Consider the following 16,932-nt stretch of genomic DNA (forward strand, 5'->3'; position numbering starts at 1 on the left):
GAGGCACGACCGGGCCGCCGGAGCGGGGATCTTCGGGTGAGGGCGATTACACTCAAGCTACCGAAGATCCCCGCTCCGGCGGCCCGGTCGTGCCTCGGGATGACAAAAACCGAGTTTTGTTTAATTTTAAAAAAGCACTATACACGTTAGTCAGTAATAGTGCAATCCAGGTTATTTGCCGGGCATTGGTCCGGGCGTTTCATCAGGCCCGAGGTAACGGGGGGCCAGATCGCCGAAATCCAGCACCAGTTTTTGCAGCACCACAGCGGGACTCACCATCCAGAATTTCACAGTATGTTTTCCGGCCGTGGCGATTTTATGTTTGGTGGATTTGATAATGATGTTCTCTGCTGCCCATTTATTCCAGATGCCTTTGTCGCTTGTTTTATCCTCTTTGTTAAGGCTGATAATCTGCGGGGCTTCATCGTCTACCGAGATAGCGTATTGCAGCCCATTCTCCGACGCGAAGAAGTTTAACGTGGGTGAAAAGTAAGCATTGATCGAAAACTCCCCATCGCTATACGTCTGAATATCATATTCCAGATGGGGTGAATTCCCTCCCTGTTTCTGCTCATTGGCCGTCACCGGAAATGGCGTGATCGCCGAGCCCGTCCTACCATGATCGGGGAGTACTTTCCAGGTGATGCCGTTGGTGTTGATGGCCCTCGTAAAATGGTCGGCTTCCATGGAAATCCCCTTTTTCGCCACCTGATGAAAGCTGGAGCCTACTGCTTTTGGGCCGTTTACCCGGTTCACCTGCAGCGCATCAACATCTTTGGGAGCAACCGCCGAATCGGCGGACAGGTAGTTGACGGACGGCATTTTCTGACGTTCTGGCTGTTGCCAGTAGGTATACCCAATGTGGGTCTGGCTCATCAGGTGATTCCACTTGCCGTTGTTGAGCTGGTGGTATTGCTGTGTGATCAACGAGTCGTTGGCATACCGCGCTTTAACGTTATCGGCGTACCCATTGGTCGTGCTCCATTTGTTTCGATAGGCGTGCTTGTTCAGGGCGACGTTGTAGTACATGTCGTTCAGGTTGGCGCAGGCCTTTATGGGGTGTAACACCAACTGAAAGTACGCGTCTTTGTAAGCGGCAGGTAATTCGTTGTTGATCTGCTCGGCTTTTTTCAGGAGTTCGGTATACTCGCCAACGACGGTTTGCCACTCGTCCAGGCTGGGGTAGGTGTTGGCGTCGAGCAGTTCGGGCTTCCGGCGGGCGTTGTATTTGGCGTACCGGGCCAGCAAATAGGCGATGTCTTTGGCGTGTTGATTCCCAAACTGAGCAGCCGCCCAGTTTTCCGTGTAAGCTGTGAGGTCACCGGCATCTATTTTGTCGGGATTCCAGGCAAAGTCCAGAAAGAACGAGATCGGGAACTCCATGGGCTTGAGGTCGCCCACGTTCACAATCCAGATGTCGCGCACCTTGTGCTGCCACGCCAGATTCATTTGCTCCCAGATGCGGGGCAGCGGATTGGTATTGAGCCACTTGTAGTTGCGCGGGCCACCCACATAGTCGAAATGATAATAGATGCCGTAGCCGCCTTTACGCGGTTTTTCGTCGGGCTTAGGCAATTTCCGCAGGTTGCCCCAGTTGTCGTCGCAGAGCAGGAGGGTCACGTCGTCGGGCACCCGCATGCCTTTGTCATAATACTCCTGTACCTCTTTGTACAACGCCCAGAGCTGCGGGGTTTCGGAAGCCGGTTTGCCCGTGACTTCGCTGATGATGGTTCGCTGGTCGGTTACGATGCGTTCGAGCAGGGCGGTGGCGGTTTCGCGTGACATGGGCGCATCGCCATCGCCCCGCATGCCCACGCTTACAATTTTTTCGTTGGTGGCTCGCTTCATTCCGTCGCGCCAGAATTGCCGGAGTTTGTCGGGGTTGGTTTCGTAATTCCACGGACCGCCCCCCGCCCGTCGCCATTCGTCGTGTGCCCGCATTAGGGGCTCATGGTGCGAGGTGCCAATGACAATGCCGTATTTATCGGCCATGCGGATGTTCAGCGAATCATCGGCATAAAAGGCGTTGCCCCACATGGCGGGCCAGATGTAGTTGCCCTTCAGGCGAAGAATCAGTTCAAAAACTTTCTCATAAAACCTGTGATTGAACCCCCCGAATTTTTCTTTGGTCCAGCCCGAAAGCGCCGGGGCTTCGTCGTTCAGGAAAATGCCCCGATATTTTACGCCGGGGGCATCGGTCAGCGTTACATTGCTCTTAAGGTAGATTTCCTTCCGCTTTTCGACCGGCACGTCGGCCCACCAGTACCAGGGCGACACGCCCAGTTGTTTAGATAGCTCGAAAACACCATAGGCCGTGCCCCGCCGGTCGTTTCCGGCAATGATGAGAGCATTCGTGATGCCTTTAGTCGGGTTCGTCAGGGTTTGCACCAGCGAGGCTTCCCATTTTCCGCTGATACCCGCCGGGTTGATTTTTTGCTGGGCAATCAGTTGTTTCAAAAAGGACGACTGCTGAAGAGTACCAATGGCTATGACGTTTTTGGGAATCTGGCTGATAGTCGTAATAATGGGCAGTTTTGCTCCGGTTACCAGCTCAATATCCTTCTGGAGCAGCGCAGCGGACGTTTTAACGAGTTCTGTTTCATTGTTATCGACGTAGATCACTGCTGTTGTGACAGCAAACGCTGATTTGTTGGTCAGAAGGCTCTGGGCATGGCTGGTGGTAGAAAAAAGAAGTAAAACTGCCAGAATCAGGTTAAGTTTCATGTCTCTGTTGAGTACAAGTAAGCATTTGAGGAGCGTATTAAACGATTGTCATCACTTATTTGCCGTGTTGGTTCGGTCGGTTTGCCAGCTTATGCAATCGGTTGCATAATTAACACAAAAAACAACTCTAACCTGCTCTTTATAAAAATAAACCTATTTTTTACTGTTTTATCGGGATTTTCGAAGCTGCTTAATTTCTGAATGGCTTTCCCTTCTGCAGCGTATCGGTTAGGTTAAGGAATAAAGAACTTCTTCAGCCGACTACCCGCGCCACCAACCACCAGCAACCGTTTCGCAGCAGACTGTCCGCTTCCTCTTTCAATCACTTCGCTTCCGTTAGGGCTTTTTCCAGGAACGCTGAGCTAACAAAGCCTAAAGCAAGTTTTATGGTGCTGATTGGTTAGTTAACGTGTATAGCGTGATTTCAAATGTTCCGTTTTAAGGGCAAGTTGTTTAGATTCGGTACTTATTTGCCCGCATGAAGCCAGTTAACATGTCCACTCTACCGCCTGCCAATCGAAATCGACTCGTTTATGGATTGCTTGTGCTTTCTACCCTGCTTATGGGACTGGCATCCAGACACTTCTTCGGCGATGTACCGTTCGTTAAACGCTACGCTGGTGATGCGTTATGGGCGCTCATGGTCTATTTTGGATTTGCTTTGCTGTTCAATACCTGGTCCATAAATGCGCTGGCGCTGGCAACGATTGTATTTTCGTTTGGCATTGAAATCAGCCAATTGTACCACGCTCCCTGGATTGATAGCATCCGGGCTACCCGCCTGGGCGGGTTAGTGCTGGGGTATGCCTTTGTATGGAGCGACTTGCTTTGTTACAGCGTAGGGGTGCTGGCCGGGGTGGTGCTGGAGACTTATGCACTCCCAAAGCGCTTTAGGGTTGGCAAAAAAACTGGTTATTAGTTATTAAGTTATTGGTTAATAGATAACTAATGACCAATAACTTAATAACTAATAACCAGTCAATATCAGACCATAATCTAGTCCGACACAACAATGATCGGCGCAACCTGTTCCGGATCGTTATCGGGCGATGCTTTTTTCTGTTTCATGGCTTTCTTGGCCGCTTTTTTCAAGGTCACATCGTACAAATCGGTCCGGCGGTCTTTTAAAACCTGTACAGACCCATGTTCGTGCAACTCTTTCAATAAACTCAAATCCACGTCGGCGATCAGTACCATTTCCGTATTAGTAGTGGCTTCTGCTTTGACGGCATTGGTTGGAAATTGGAAGTCAGAAGGAGTGAACACCGCCGACTGTGCGTAGTTGATGTCCATATTCTGAACGCGCGGCAGGTTGCCCACACAGCCCGAAATAGCCACGTAGCACTCGTTTTCGATGGCCCTCGCCTGAGCGCAATGCCGAACGCGCGAGTAGCCGTTCTGGGTATCGGTCAGGAAGGGTACGAACAGGATTTGCATGCCTTGCTGGGCCAGAATACGCCCCAGTTCCGGGAATTCGACGTCGTAACAGATCAACATACCAATTTTTCCGCAGTCCGTATCGAAGGCCCGGATTTCATAGCCACCCACCATACCATAGTGTTTGACTTCGTTCGGTGTGATGTGAATCTTGCGGTATTCTTCGAACGAGCCGTCGCGTCGGCAGAGGTAAGCCACATTATAAAGTTTGCCATCCGTATCGACGAGGGGCATGCTGCCACCCACAATGTTGACATTATATGAAATGGCAAATTCGCAGAGTTTTTCGCGAACGGCTTCCGTAAAGTCGGCTAATTTCCGAATGGCAACGGGCTCCGGCAGATCATTGAAGTCGGCCATTAGGGGCGTGTTGAAAAACTCGGGCAGCACCATAAAATCGGCCCGGTAGTCACTGACGGCATTGGCAAAGAATTCAACCTGTTCCAGAAAGGCATTCAGGTTTTTGAATAAACGCATCTGCCATTGAATAACTCCCAGCCGGATGATCGAATCCGTATGCGGCTTTTTGTCTTTCTCGGCAACGTAATAAATGTTGATCCACTCCAGCAGTGTCGCGTATTCCTTGGATTCGGAGTCGCCGGGCAGGTAGCCGCGTAACACCTTCCGAACGTGGAAATCGTTCGACAGCTGAAACGTGAGGGTTGGGTCATAAATCTCCTTCTGTTTCACCTTGGCGATGTACTCACGCGGGCTCAGTTCATCGGCGTATTTATTATAATTCGGAATACGTCCTCCGGCCAGAATCCCTTTCAGGTTCAATTGCTCGCAAAGCTCTTTTCGGGCGTCGTACAGGCGTCGGCCAAGGCGAAGGTCGCGGTAATCGGGGTGAACGAATACCTCAATGCCATACATATAATCCCCATCGTCGGAGTGGGTTTTAAAAGTATAGCCTCCCGTAATTTCATAGTAGGTGTGATTATCACCAAACTTGGCATAATTCACCCGGATGGCCAGGGCGATTGCCACTACTTTCCCATCGACCTCTACACAAAACTGCCCCTCCGGAAATATGTTGAGGAGTTTGGTAATCGAGCTTTTGGGCCAATAATCGCCACCAATACCGCTGTAGACTTCAATCATAACCTCTTTCAGGTCATGGTAGTCTTCTTTCTGTAATGTTCTGGTTTGAATATGCATAGTTTGTCATAACCGGGATTGATGTGATTTTCCTGACTGACTATGATCTTGCTTTCGGAGAAAGCTAAACAGTGAAAAATCATAGTCAGTCAGGAAAATCACATCAATTCCGGTTCAGGATTGTTTCCATCTCTATCAGCATCTCGTCGGTAAAGTCGAGGTGGGTTACGAACCGCACCAGATGTTTTCCGAAAGCGACACTGCGGATGCCTTTTGTTTCCAATGTTTTAACATAATCGGCCGCCAGTATGGTTTCGGGTAATTTGAAAATGACAATATTCGTATCAATCGGGAGAATATCCTCCACTTCGGGCAGGCGTTCGAGTATGGCCCCAATTTTACGAGCGCGGGAATGGTCCAGTTTCAACCGGTCGATGTGGTGATCGAGGGCGTAGATGCCCGCTGCGGCCAGAAACCCGGCCTGCCGCCAGCCGCCACCCATCAACTTACGGAAGCGTCGTGCCTGCTGGATAAAATCGGCTTTGCCAAGCAGCAATGACCCTACCGGGCAACCCAATCCCTTTGACAAACAAATACTGATCGAATCGAATAGCTGGCCGTAAGCCCCCGTTGGTTCGCCGGTTTCAACCAGGGCGTTGTACAGCCGGGCACCGTCTAAGTGTAGAATAAGCCCATGTTCATCGCACACTTTTCGAATAGCGGCAATTTGGGGAACGGTATAATAGCAGCCCCCGCCCTTGTTGATCGTATTTTCAAGCACAACCAGTCTCGACAACGGTTTGTGCGAGTCGGCCGGATTGTAGATGTAATCACGAATAAGTGCCGGGGTGAGTTTACCCCGTTCGCCGTGTGCCAGGCTCACCGAAGCCAGTGCATTCACCGAGATCCCCCCGCCTTCATACTGGTAGACGTGGGATAAATAATCGCAGATGACATCATCGCCGGGGCGGGTATGGGTACGGATGGCAAGCTGGTTGGTCATGGTACCCGACGCACAAAACAGCGCTGCTTCCATGCCAAACAAAGAAGCGGCCTGTGTTTCGAGGGCAATTACTGTTGGGTCGTCGCCAAGGACATCGTCACCAAGTTGGGCTGAAAACATGGCCTCGCGCATGGCGGGCGTGGGTTGTGTAACGGTATCGCTACGCAGATCAATAATCATTTATCGACAATCAGGCTGTTTAAAACAGCAAGTTAACGCCATCCGACAGTAGTTTGGGAGCATCGGTGATTTTTTAGGTACTGGCTGCCGGTTAGTAAGTCATTCGTCATTGGTTGCTGGTTATTAAGTCATTCGTTATTAAGTTATTAGTGAATGGGTCATTAGATGTTGGTCATTGAGTTTATGAAGCAGTTAGTATCCAGTTATGCAATAATCAATAACTGTTAATCAATCTTAGGTCATCCGGAGGATTTCTGGAAAGGATTCAGGACATAAATGTGCCCAATAGGGGTGATAATCTTGCTTTTGCATCACTTACAATTATTTTTGGGTAACCTTTCTCACCCAAAGCTGTCTCAGTCTGTACGATAACTACTGTATAAGTACTAACCTACAGCCCTTATTATGCTGACAAACAAAACTCCCTGGATCGTCCTGCTTCTGCTCTGGATGATCGGCTCTACCTGGTGGCATGTATGTAAAATCAAGCAGCTATGCGGTAACGTCCCGCAATCGGTTGCTGCACCAACTAATCTCTCTCCCGATAGTCTATCGGCCAGTGCTGAAGGGTACTCGATAGCGGATGGTGATCTTTTTCGACTGGATTTGCCGGGAAACTTCAGTTTTGCCAAATCGGGAGCTAATGCGAACATGAACACCCTGGGAGGGTCGCTGGAAACAATGATTGCGTATTTAAAAGCCAATCCCGGTCGAAGCCTCGAAATTATTGGTTATTACTCGCCGAGTGAATCGAACTCTACCACCTTTCCTAATCTGGGTCTGGCTCGGGCAGAGGGCATCCGGCAGTACCTTGTTCAGCAGGGCATACCGGCGGCTTCACTCACCACAAAAAGTGTAGAACAGGACTTACTGTTTCAGGCGGCCAAAGGCGATTCACTCTATGGAGGTCTTGATTTTGCTTTCAGCGGGGCTGAGCCAGCTGTGTCAACAGACACCACCACGGCACCGGCTGTTGTTAAGCTAACGGAGCCAACCACGGAAAAGGCACTGGCCGAAGCGGAGAAATTCACGTCAGTATTCAAGCCAATCGACCTTTACTTCCCATTGGCTCAGGCAAACTACCTCCAGACGGACGAAACAAAAAAATTCTTTGCCGAAGCCGCTGCCTACCTGGCTGGCCATAAAGACAAAAAACTCGTTCTAACCGGACATACCGATAATTCAGGTCCCGATGCAGTAAACATGCAGTTATCCCGGGATCGCGCTAATGACGTTAAGGCCAAATTGCGTAAAACCGGTATTGAGGCTAGCCAGATAGATGTTCGGGCTAAAGGAGAAACGGAACCGAAAGCGGATAACAACACCATTTCCGGTCGTAAGGCCAATCGACGCGTTACCGTAGTCGTTGAATGATACTCACCAAACGTTTTCGTTAATGGCGTTTCGGGTAGAACTCCAGCGCCGTAAACGTCCCAACTTTTTAACGCATACAATTATGTTTGACATGAATCCCCTTAACCTACCGGATGCGCAGTTGCAGCAGTTGATTATGCTGGTCGTAGCTGCTGTGTTGGGCTTTATTATAGGGTATGTTTCCCAGCGGAGTACCATTAGCGAACTCGAAGGGAGTCTTACCACAACAGAACGCGATCTTGACGATTGCTACCGAAAAACGCCCATAATCAGCGATACCAATGATGAGGAAACCATTGTCCTGAACCGTATCCGGACCCGTTCGAGCGAAATAAACTTCGGTCGGATAGGCATGGCATCCGCTGTTGATGCAGATGATCTTAAAATTATCATTGGAATAGGTCCCTTTCTGGAGAAAAAACTCAATGCAATCGGAATTTATACATTCCGGCAGATTGCCAATTTTGCGCATGACGACATCGAGCAGGTTAACGACATCATCGAGTTTTTCCCAGGTCGTATAGAGCGGGATAACTGGGTTGGGCAAGCTGCGGAATTGGCAAATAAAAAATAAATTTCTCAGCTCTGGCAGTTGGTAAAAGGGACACCGAGCTTTCTGCCGATGAGCTAATAAACCTACTTAAACAAAAATCCTGTTATGTTTGGATTAGACCCCTTTAGCCAACCGGTGGCTATCATAGAAATCGTACTGCTGCTTATGTTTGCCGCCTTTATTGGCTGGCTAGTAGGCCGGATCGTACTTTCTGGCCGGGTAAACGCATTACGTTCCTCCATTGCCGAAAGCGAGGCAGAACTCGAAAGATGTCGGCAGGCGAAGCTGATGGACAATGTGAGTACGCCAGGTATACCGGAACCAAAACTAGCTGTACCGCCGGTATTTGTTCATGCTGATCCACTGTTACCTGCGTTTACCAACGACGATACGCCAGAATTTATCGATGCCGATTCGGCCGTGTCAACGGTTAGTTCATCGCCCGTTGTACTGATTCCCGAAACCCCGCCCGTTGTTCCGAATGTGATCACCAAACCTGATAATTCGGAAGCCGCCGTCCTGAATCGTATCGCTGCCCGCGCCAGTGAAGTTAACTTCGACCGGATTGGTCGGGCCACGGCTACCGAATCGGATGACCTGAAGGATATTGTAGGCATAGGGCCGTTTCTTGAGCGTAAACTCCACAGTCTGGGCATCTACACCTTCAAACAGATCGCTAATTTCACGAAAGAAGACATCGATAAAGTAAATGAACTGATTGAGTTTTTCCCCGGCCGCATTGAGCGGGATGAGTGGGTTAAGCAGGCAAAGGCGTTTTACGAACGTAAGAGCGGAGCTGCCAACTAAGTTTTTAATCATACGAAAGCCCTGCCAGATTGTACGCTGGCAGGGCTTTCGTGTTTTTTGTCTACGCCATTACCCACCAGGCGGTTTCTTTCGGGTTGGTGTACTACTCAATGCCATCGTACCACCCGACTGGTAAAAGTCGCACATGGTCTGCAAAACGCACTCCCTGCATTTTGGAAAGTACCAGGTGCAAATACGCTGGCCATGCCAGTAAAAATGTTTGTGGAAGTTGAACAGCACCAGCGCATCGGGTGGTAAGTAGGAGGGTAGCAGGGTGTGGGCTTTTTCGGCACTCACCTTTGGGCCTATCAGGCCAAGCCGTTGGGTAACGCGGTGAACGTGGGTATCAACGGGCAGAACGGGTTTCTGAAATTTAAAAAGTAACAGAAGCGTAGCGGTTTTCATACCGATGCCTGGTAGTTTGGTAAGCCAGGCCATCGCTTCTTCGGTAGATAGTTTATCCAGAAAATCAATATTAGCCTGCCCTGTTTCCCGGAAAAGGTGGGTAAGCAGATTCTGTATGTAAGGGGCTTTGACTTCAGGGTAGTTTGCCGACCGGATGGCATCGATCAACTCTGGCAAGGGTGCATCCCGCACCTGCTCCCAGTTCGGGAATCGCTCGCGCATGGTTCGGTAAGCGGTAACTTCATTGGCGTGAGTCGTTCGATGCGAGAGAATAGTGCCAATTAGCTCATGCATCGGGTCGCTGTAGCCCTGAATAGGTTGAATGCCATAGTGCTCATTTAACCGCTGGTGGGCATCGAGCGTTTTGTGAGCCAGATCGGGACTGGATTGCATAAAAGGGCAGGAGGCAGGTGTTATCGTGCCATTGACTATAACCCCGCCAATCCTGAAATGTTCCAGCCGACGTGAACTGTCATCTCACACTCCCGGAAGGGGGTAGGTAGTGAGGCCTATGCCCAAGGAGTAATAGCCGACCCCACAAAGTGAGTCGGCTACTGGTTCTCATGACTACGTTCGTAATTGTAACTGAATAGGCAGATAAAATTAGGACGTTACCATTAATTCAATGGTCTGTTGTTGGCTAACTGCCGACGAACCAAACTCCAGCGACGACGTGAAACTGGCAGGACTTCACCCGTAGTCAGATGAACAAGGCCACCTGTGTCTGTGCGTTCCAGCCGTTCCACGAAGTGCCGGTTAACAACACAGTTACGGTGGAGACGAATAAATAATTCAGTTGGTAGTTGGGGTGAATAGTATTTAAGTGTACGGGGCATGAGCATTCGTTTGCCGTCTGCCCAGTTCAACCAGCTATAATTAGCAACAGCCTGGAGATATACGAGGTCAGAAACTGAAAAGAGCTGACGTCCTGTTTCACGTAGATAAAGTTTGAGGGGAGGCCACTCGGTTGGGGCCACTCGGTTTGAAAAAGAAAAAGTGGATATTGACATACGTGAGGGTATTACTTGATCAGAGACTTTGAATTAATAAGTAACTGATGCAATACTAAAACCAATCCACGCTGAAGGCTTGCTGTTTCGTAACACAGCCTATAAAATTTGTAACATCAATTAATAAAGTTTCTTTTTACGTGAGTTAATGCCTCATTTAAACAATATAGCCCATAGTTTTTACCGATTTCAAGGCATACAAGGGCATAATTTACTTAGCTCCACTCCTGCTCAGAAATTTATTTCGGCATCTCCTGCCGATGTTGCTCAACGTATTCCGAAGGGGTCAACTGGTAGTGTTCCTTAAAAACCTTAGAGAAATAGGCAGGGGTATCGAAGCCAACCCGATCGGCAACTTCGGATACTGAAGCACCGGTTATCAGCAATTCAGCCGCTCGTTTTAATCGTACAGCCCGAATCAGTTCAATCGGGCTTAAACCGGTCATCGCTTTGATTTTCCGGTTGAGGTGCATCCGGCTCATGCCAATGGCAGAGGCAAGTGGTTCTACGCCAAACGTAGAGTCGTCGAGGTGAGATTCCAGAAGGGCATACACGCGGTTCATAAAGTCGTCTTCCGGTGCCTGACTGGCAAGTGGCAGGTACCCTTCCCGCAATAACTGGCTTCGGAAGTAATGGCGGGCCTGCTGCTGCTGAGCCAGCCGGTTTCGGATGCGGGCGCGTAACTCATCGACCTGGAAGGGTTTGGCCAGGTAGTCGTCAGCACCGGCATTTAATCCTTCAAGTCGACTTTCGGCAGATACTTTCGCGGTTAGCAGCAGTATCGGGATGTGACTGGTTATCGGGTTATTTTTTAATTGATAGCAAAGTTCATACCCATTGAGCTCGGGCATCAGAACATCGCTGATGATTAAGTCCGGGCCGTTCATGATGGCGGCTTCCAAACCCGCCTTTCCGTTATTTACCCGCAGTACCCGCCACTCCGTACTAAGTGTGGTCAGGATAAAGCTGGCAATGTCATCATCATCTTCCGCCAGTAAAATGTATGGCATCTTATCGTCCTGACCATTTTGATGAACCGTAGCTCGCTGCTTGCCGGAGCTTAGTCCGGATTCATTGTCCTGGCCGTTATTGACCAGATCGGCGCGCGCCTGGCGGCAGGGTAACTCGACCGTAAAGGTAGTTCCCGCGTGCAGATCACTCTCTACCGAAATGGTACCTTTCATCAGTTCGACCAGTTCCTTTACGAGTGCCAAACCAATTCCTGAACCACCCACAGATTGCTCAGTCATGGGATCGGCCTGGTAAAATCGGTTAAAAATATGCGGTAGCTGGTGTCTTGGAATGCCCGTACCGGTATTCTGAACCACCACTTTAATTAGATCGACCGGGGAGGATAAGGCCGTTTGGTTAGTTGGTGATACGTCTGTGAACACGTTTATTGAGCCGTTCTCATTGGTAAATTTCAACGCATTCGATAACAGGTTCGTCAAGATTTTTTCGACTTTATCCGAATCGAACCAATAGTACGGTTGGTTAAAATGGTGCGTTTGTAACAATTGAATGTGCTTGCGTTGTACCTCATCCGTAAACACCAGAACGGTACGGGTAATGAACTCCTGCAAATCGGCGGGCGCCGGGGTAAGGGTGAGGTTTCCGGCATCGAGTTTAGCCAGATCGAGTAATTCATTAATCAGGCGCAGAAGCCGATTGGCGTTTCGATAGATGAGCGAAAGGCGATTGTGAAATGGAGAATCGGCCGAGTCGTGCAACACCTGCTCAAGTGGGGTTAGAATCAACGTCAGTGGCGTACGAAATTCGTGGGTTATATTGGCGAAAAAACGCGTTTTGACTTCGTCAAGGTGTTTTAAATGAATTGACTCCCGTTCCCGCAATTCAATAAGGCTCTTCATCCGGATACGATTAATGCGTACTCGCACGAAAAGAATAATAGCGCCCACGAGCAACAGTGCATAGCCAGTATATGCCCACCAGGTTGCCCAGATCGGGGGCTTGATCACAATGCGTAATGAATGCATATGCGGGCTCCAGATACTCGACGTATTCGACGCATTGACAATCAATGTGTACGTATTAGGGGGGAGATTCGTGTAGGTAGCCGTCGCCTTATTACCGCTGTAGACCCAGTCGTTATCTAACCCGATTAATTTGTACCGGTATTGATTTTTGTGGGTTCGGTTAAACTCAAGGGCAGAAAAGTCAATAGACAGGAAGTTTTGCCAGTGGTCTAACGTTAGTTCGGTCAGTTCGTTTATATCCCGCTGAATTGGGGAGCCTGGTGTTGTGGCGTTTACCCATTGGTTATTGATGCGCAGGGCGGTAAGCGCAACCACGGGTTTTACGGGGTCTTCACTAACCCGGCGCGGATCGAAAGTTGTATACCCGCCGGTACCCCCAAAAATTAGTCGTCCGTCGGGCAGGGCAACATCATGAAACTGCTTAAATTCCTCACCGGGCAGCCCATCGTCGGCCATATAGTTGCGAGCTTCCAGCGTTCGGGTGTCGAATCGACATAATCCCCGGTTGGTACTGAGCCATAAATGACCGTTGCGGTCGGCCCGTATCGCATAAATGACATTGTTCGACAAGGCCTGACCAACCGGGAATCGCTGAATTTTACCCGTTAATTTATCGAGTCGACACAAGCCTTCCCCAAAGGTACCAATCCATAGATGATTGTACTGAAGCGGGTCCTGAGCGAGACACAGGAGCGCATCGCCGGGTAAGTTTCGTTCAGTAGTGCCGCCACTGTGCCATTGGATAAGCCGCTTTACGGATAAATCGGCCCGCAGTAAGCCGTGGTTTTTCGTAGCCATGTAAACCCGGCCACCATCCACGACCATTGCCGTAATAACATAAGGATGGTTTTTGGGCAGGGGTAGTGGAAAAGCCGTGAATGTTTCCTTATCGGGATTATGTCGAACCACGGCCCGGTTATGAGGACCCAGCAGGCCCCATAGTTCACCCTGGGCACCCGCCGAAAGAGCCGTAAACTGAAACTGCCCGTTTGGTAGCCAGTGCGGTTCTATCCCTGTTGGTTCAACCGGCGAAAATGTTTGTCGGTTAGGGTTGTAGCGGTAAGGTGCCATCTCCGGGCTGGTGATCCACAGGTTTTTCTGACGGTCAAACTGGTACCGCATACCGGCAGATGATTGTTGACGTATCACTGCCGGAACCGCGCTGAGGGGTACATTAAACTGTTGGGTGAGCCAGTCGGTCTGGAAGTTTTGCGTGTAGGGCCACGTCTGAAACGGACGTTTATTAAGATCATATTTGATCACACCATCGCCATTCAGGCCGATCCAGAGCACATTCGTTCGATCAACCAGTAACGAAACAGCGGAAGACCGGCTGAGAGTGGCTGGCTGATTAATGAGCAGATTGAGCCCATTTTGGCCGCCTGTGTCGCCCATTAGTGAAACTAGCCCAGTCTGGTCTGTAAATCGGTTTTGGTTAATATAATCAGTGCCTCGGTAATCTTTGGCAAAAAGGGGTACGGCCGTTGGCAGACCGGGTACTGATACCACCTGCCGCACCTGCCCGCTGGTGGGGTTAAAAATGGCAAAGCGGCCCGGAAATCCAAGTAACAGTTCACCAGTTGAGCGCTCATGTAGCGCAAAGACTTTATCCTGGGGTAGCCCCTGTGCCGAACGATAGACAGCAAATTGCCTTTGAGCCGGATTGAAACGAAATAAACCGTCGGATGCAGCCAGCCACAGTTGATTATGTGGGTCAAGAAGCAGGGCATGAAGTGTCCGTTGACTGCTATCGTTCTGGATCATCCAGTGCCGGTTCGAAACACTACCGTTTGCATTGAGCCGAAAAAAGCCGTTTGTTTGCGTGGCTACCCACACATTACCGGCATGGTCTGGCTGAATGCCAACGAGTTGGTCCCGCCCTAATGCCTGTTGAAAGGCAAGTGAGTTGGAAACCCGTTTGGTTTGTTCAGTTACCGGGTCAAAGCAATCGACGTTATTGTTTTCAGTGCGGACCCAGAGTTTCCCCTGCCGGTCGTCTTTGATCTCATAAATACTGCTGAACGACAGTGACCTGGCTTGTTGAGGGTCGTGGGTATATATTCGAAAATGGAGGCCATCGTATCGGCATAGGCCATCGCGAGTGGCCAGCCAGATGAATCCTCTCTTATCCTGAATCAATGATTTGACGAATCCCTGTGGTAAACCGTTGCGGACAGTTAGGTATTCCGGTTCTGGAGATGCCCATAACGGCACGGATAAACCAGGCAACAGTATCCAGAAAAATGCCCAATGGGTAAGCCAGCGCATAAGTAAAATTGAAAGTTGCTCAACGCAAGCGGTATTAATCACGGAATAAATCAGCTGATTAACCCATTGAGCAGATATTTTTAACTTTAAAGTAATGAATTTTTATTGAAAGTAAATAAATGACGCCTAATTTCATTTATTTTTCTCCCTATATCTTCCATGCGTATTCTGTTAAGTACTCCGGTTGAACAACCACTCCCTGCTGTTTGGGCTGGGTTCGACCGTTCACTTTTTAACCAGCTCAGCCCCCCGTTTCCCCCCGTTGATGTTATTCGATTTGATGGATGTTTACCGGGTGACGTTGTTCATTTACGATTAAATTTCCTCCTCTTTCGTCAGGACTGGATCAGTGATATTACGGACCAACAGACGAGTGACGAAGAGATTTTTTTCATCGATCAGGGTGTTAAGCTGCCTTTTTTCCTGTCCTACTGGCAACATCGTCATCGACTGCAACGGTTACCCCAACCCGGAAACAACCAAACGCTCGTGATTGATGATATAACGTTCAAAACAGGTTTTTTACTTACCGACTATTTGTTTTATCCATTACTCTGGCTTCAGTTCGTGTACCGAAAACCCATTTACAAACGCGTTTTCCGTACGCGCAAGCCACATAATTAAATTAAAATCAATCTATAGATTTAGGTGATTAGTATATAGTGGGTGTCAAATTTGCAAAAAAAGAGTCAGGCAACCCAAAATCTACGTTTTTAAGTCTTTCTATCCCTCAGGCAAGACGCGATGGACTTTTTGAACTGCCCGGATTCTTTTACATTTGTCTACGAGGGGTCTTTTAATCTCACTTCATGAAACTACCTAACCTAACAACGCGTATTTTTCTGGGCATGGTGCTCGGTATAGCCATCGGCTACTTTTTCCCGGACACGGGTTCTGGTTTTTCGGGGACCGATCTGAACATCCTGTCAAAAATTTTCCTTCGGCTCATAAAAATGATTATCGGGCCGCTTGTCTTTGCTACGCTTGTAGTGGGAATTGCCAAATTAGGTGATTTTGGTACGGTGGGTCGTATTGGGCTTAAAACACTGGCCTATTTTTACTTTGCTACTATTTTATCCCTCGTTGTTGGCTTATTGGTGGTCAATATCATGCGCCCCGGCGAAGTAATGAACATTACCCAGTTGCCCGCTAAAGGAACAGATGTGGGCGTTGAAGCGCAGAAAATGTCGATGGAGAATTTCATTACGCACATTGTTCCAACCAGTTTTATTGATGCACTGGCAAACAACGAAATTCTTCAGATTGTGGTGTTCAGTATCTTTTTCGGGATTGCCGTGGGTGCCGTTGGTGCGCAGGGTAAGATCATGATCAAGGCGCTGGATGCGCTGTCGCATATTATGTTCAAAGTAACGGGTTACGTCATGGCGTTTGCTCCGTTTGGGGTATTGGGGGCCATTGCCGCCATTGTTGCGCAGCAGGGGCTGGGTATTCTGGGCGGCTATGTATATCTGATTCTCTGTTTCTTTGGTGGACTGTTATTCTTCATCTTCGTCGTTCTGGCGGCTATCTGTTTAGTGGTCGGTATTCCTTACATTGCGCTGCTGAAGGAGATTCGTTCGGCAGTTATCCTGTCGTTCAGTACGGCCAGCTCGGAGGCTTCGTTTCCACAGACAATCGAAGCCCTGCGCCGGTTTGGCTGTTCGGAGCGGATTATATCCTTTGTATTGCCGCTGGGCTATTCGTTTAACCTGGATGGGTCGATGCTGTACATGACCTTCGCCACTGCCTTTATTGCTCAGGCCTACCATGTACCCCTCAGTATTGAGCAGCAGATAACCATGATGCTCACGCTGATGATCACCTCCAAAGGCATTGCGGGCGTACCCCGTGCGTCGCTGGTGGTCATTGCCGGAACCATGTCCCTGTTCAACCTCCCCATCGAAGGACTGGCTTTGTTGCTGGGTATCGACCAGGTGCTCGACATGGGTCGTTCGGCAACGAGCGTTGCCGGGAATGCCGTGGCTACCTGTGTGATCTCGAAATGGGAAGGGGAGTTTCGGGTGCAGCCCGTTGAAAATGATGAAGTAACCGTTTAATAAAACATGGGTGATTTGC

12 protein-coding genes are annotated in these 16,932 nt (G+C 49.3%); 6 read left to right on the forward strand and 6 right to left on the reverse strand.

Annotated elements, in window-relative coordinates:
* Positions 1-171: 171 nt before the first annotated feature.
* Positions 172-2,724, reverse strand: a complete 2,553-nt coding sequence (locus CRO74_RS07620; RefSeq protein WP_097125380.1) for a glycosyl hydrolase 115 family protein — start codon at positions 2,722-2,724, stop codon at positions 172-174.
* Positions 2,725-3,217: 493 nt separating this feature from the next.
* On the opposite strand from CRO74_RS07620, the gene CRO74_RS07625 reads away from it, so the two are divergent.
* Positions 3,218-3,643 (forward strand): ribosomal maturation YjgA family protein, encoded by a 426-nt coding sequence (locus tag CRO74_RS07625; RefSeq protein WP_245877778.1) that lies wholly within the window; start codon positions 3,218-3,220, stop codon positions 3,641-3,643.
* Between the two features lie 77 nt (positions 3,644-3,720).
* Here the strand turns inward: CRO74_RS07625 and CRO74_RS07630 are convergent, their stop codons facing one another.
* Together CRO74_RS07630 and CRO74_RS07635 are read right to left on the reverse strand one after the other, a co-directional pair.
* Positions 3,721-5,319, reverse strand: a complete 1,599-nt coding sequence (locus CRO74_RS07630) for a carbon-nitrogen hydrolase family protein (protein WP_097125382.1) — start codon at positions 5,317-5,319, stop codon at positions 3,721-3,723.
* A 103-nt stretch (positions 5,320-5,422) separates the two neighbouring features.
* Positions 5,423-6,442, reverse strand: coding sequence for a threonine aldolase family protein (locus CRO74_RS07635; protein WP_097125383.1), 1,020 nt, complete (start codon positions 6,440-6,442; stop codon positions 5,423-5,425).
* A gap of 405 nt (positions 6,443-6,847) precedes the next feature.
* Between CRO74_RS07635 and CRO74_RS07640 the strand changes: the two genes are divergently transcribed.
* The 3 genes from CRO74_RS07640 (at position 6,848) to CRO74_RS07650 (ending at position 9,176) form a co-directional block, all read left to right on the forward strand.
* Positions 6,848-7,816, forward strand: coding sequence for an OmpA family protein (locus CRO74_RS07640; protein ID WP_097125384.1), 969 nt, complete (start codon positions 6,848-6,850; stop codon positions 7,814-7,816).
* 82 nt (positions 7,817-7,898) lie between these two features.
* A complete protein-coding gene (locus CRO74_RS07645; protein ID WP_097126046.1) occupies positions 7,899-8,390 on the forward strand; it encodes a helix-hairpin-helix domain-containing protein in 492 nt (163 codons plus the stop codon).
* An 84-nt stretch (positions 8,391-8,474) separates the two neighbouring features.
* Complete coding sequence (locus CRO74_RS07650) at positions 8,475-9,176, forward strand: helix-hairpin-helix domain-containing protein (RefSeq protein ID WP_097125385.1); 702 nt, start codon at positions 8,475-8,477, stop codon at positions 9,174-9,176.
* A 69-nt stretch (positions 9,177-9,245) separates the two neighbouring features.
* Here the strand turns inward: CRO74_RS07650 and CRO74_RS07655 are convergent, their stop codons facing one another.
* The 3 genes from CRO74_RS07655 to CRO74_RS07665 all read right to left on the reverse strand — a co-directional run bounded on the left by CRO74_RS07655 (position 9,246) and on the right by CRO74_RS07665 (position 14,856).
* Positions 9,246-9,974, reverse strand: a complete 729-nt coding sequence (locus CRO74_RS07655) for an endonuclease III domain-containing protein (RefSeq protein ID WP_097125386.1) — start codon at positions 9,972-9,974, stop codon at positions 9,246-9,248.
* Between the two features lie 224 nt (positions 9,975-10,198).
* Positions 10,199-10,591: a LytR/AlgR family response regulator transcription factor gene (locus tag CRO74_RS07660; protein WP_097125387.1), complete on the reverse strand. Its 393-nt coding sequence runs from the start codon at positions 10,589-10,591 to the stop codon at positions 10,199-10,201.
* 239 nt (positions 10,592-10,830) lie between these two features.
* Positions 10,831-14,856 carry an ATP-binding protein gene (locus CRO74_RS07665; protein ID WP_097125388.1) on the reverse strand — a complete coding sequence of 1,342 codons (4,026 nt, stop codon included), beginning with the start codon at positions 14,854-14,856 and terminating at the stop codon, positions 10,831-10,833.
* 159 nt (positions 14,857-15,015) lie between these two features.
* Between CRO74_RS07665 and CRO74_RS07670 the strand changes: the two genes are divergently transcribed.
* A complete protein-coding gene (locus tag CRO74_RS07670; RefSeq protein WP_097125389.1) occupies positions 15,016-15,480 on the forward strand; it encodes an SRPBCC family protein in 465 nt (154 codons plus the stop codon).
* Positions 15,481-15,665: 185 nt separating this feature from the next.
* Positions 15,666-16,913, forward strand: coding sequence for a dicarboxylate/amino acid:cation symporter (locus CRO74_RS07675; RefSeq protein ID WP_097125390.1), 1,248 nt, complete (start codon positions 15,666-15,668; stop codon positions 16,911-16,913).
* The last annotated feature ends 19 nt before the right edge of the window (positions 16,914-16,932 follow it).

It is taken from the genome of Spirosoma fluviale, assembly GCF_900230225.1.
Taxonomy (GTDB): Bacteria; Bacteroidota; Bacteroidia; order Cytophagales; family Spirosomataceae; genus Spirosoma; species Spirosoma fluviale.